The sequence below is a fragment of the Vibrio sp. 2132-1 genome (genome assembly GCF_033344315.1).
In genome coordinates this window covers 1-1,341 of the sequence record NZ_JAWPON010000062.1, presented here as the reverse complement: position 1 = coordinate 1,341, position 1,341 = coordinate 1, and the positions used below count along the sequence as shown (strand labels likewise).

Genomic DNA, 1,341 nt, shown 5'->3' with positions numbered 1-1,341 from the left:
CCATTTGATCACATGACAAGATGTGCATCTACCTTAAATTTATGATTTTTATCAAAATCATTAGGGGATTCCTCAGGGCGAAATATCTCTATTTACCGCTTCTCTGCAACCTTTTATGTCTGAGTACAAGGGACAATTTTGCAGATGTTGGCCATGCTCATAATGATTCACCATGAATATGTAATCCCCCCTTTTACGTAGATACATTGTGGCTGGTGGTGATACACAGTGGCAATTGAGTACTGAATCAGAAAGACGGAGAATTTTTAATTTGGATTGGGCTTCTGGGCTTTTAATACGATTTTTAAGCAGCAAGGAAGGTTGTTCAAAAGTGTGATGTTCAGAGTCCAAATTTTTATCAGAACTAGATACAGTTATGTGCATGCGAACACCTATTAATAGAATGCAAAAATATACCACATTAGCTATGAGGCAATACCGCCTGTAAATCATTAAACGATGACAAATTAACTACAAAAGGCAAATATATAGTATGAGATATCTTCTAGTTACAGTTCATAATTATCCCAGGTTTTACAAAAGTGACGGTGAGATAGTTCACATTGATCTAAATTATGTGGATTCCAAAACTATTTCTTCATTAGATGAAAATGGAGATTTATTTCACGTTAAAGTATCTGGAAGTCCTCCGTGTGTTCGTGATATTTGGTTAATTGATTCGGTAGATGTGGCACTAGATACATTGGCTAGTTATGGGATCTATCCATTCAAGAATAAGGCCGCAGCAAGAGCGAATGCCAAAAGGCTTGGGCTTAGTGCATTCAAGTATATTGCTGTACCATAATAATCAATGGAAGTTTATGAAAACAATTTCTAAAGCTGTTCTTACAAGCATCTTATTGGTTTCTTTTGATGCTTATTCAACAGAGATATGGCGGGGTTTAATAGTCAAACCTGAGAATAGATGTTCTCCATACGATAAATCTCAACAATACAACTATTCTCAACGAGTAGAAGATCACATAGTAAGTAGTATGGGGGGATTGATATATGGCCCTTACACTGGCAGTTACTTTGAATCTGACCGATACACAGACATTGAGCATATAGTGTCAACAAGTGAAGCACATGATAGCGGAATGTGCTCACAATCCAGTGAAATGCGCATTCAATTTGCCAGTGATCTCCTGAATCTTACATTAGCTTCACCTACTGTAAACCGTTGTGGTGACAACGGTAAGTGTGGAAAGGACGCTGGAGAGTGGTTACCCCAAAAAAACAGATGCTGGTTTGCTAATAGAGTGGGGTTCTAGGGATTTTCCCCTCTAAAAAGACATAATCCTCTGTAGACCACACCAATAAATGGCTGCGGAGGTGGTT

At 38.0% G+C, this 1,341-nt stretch carries 1 protein-coding gene; it reads left to right on the top strand.

The window, feature by feature from the left end; translation table 11 throughout:
• Nucleotides 1-713 precede the first annotated feature (713 nt).
• The gene (locus tag R8N47_RS28895; RefSeq protein WP_369292832.1) at nucleotides 714-1,274 is read left to right on the top strand and encodes a DUF1524 domain-containing protein; all 561 of its coding nucleotides are present in this window, start codon (nucleotides 714-716) and stop codon (nucleotides 1,272-1,274) included.
• Nucleotides 1,275-1,341 lie beyond the last annotated feature (67 nt).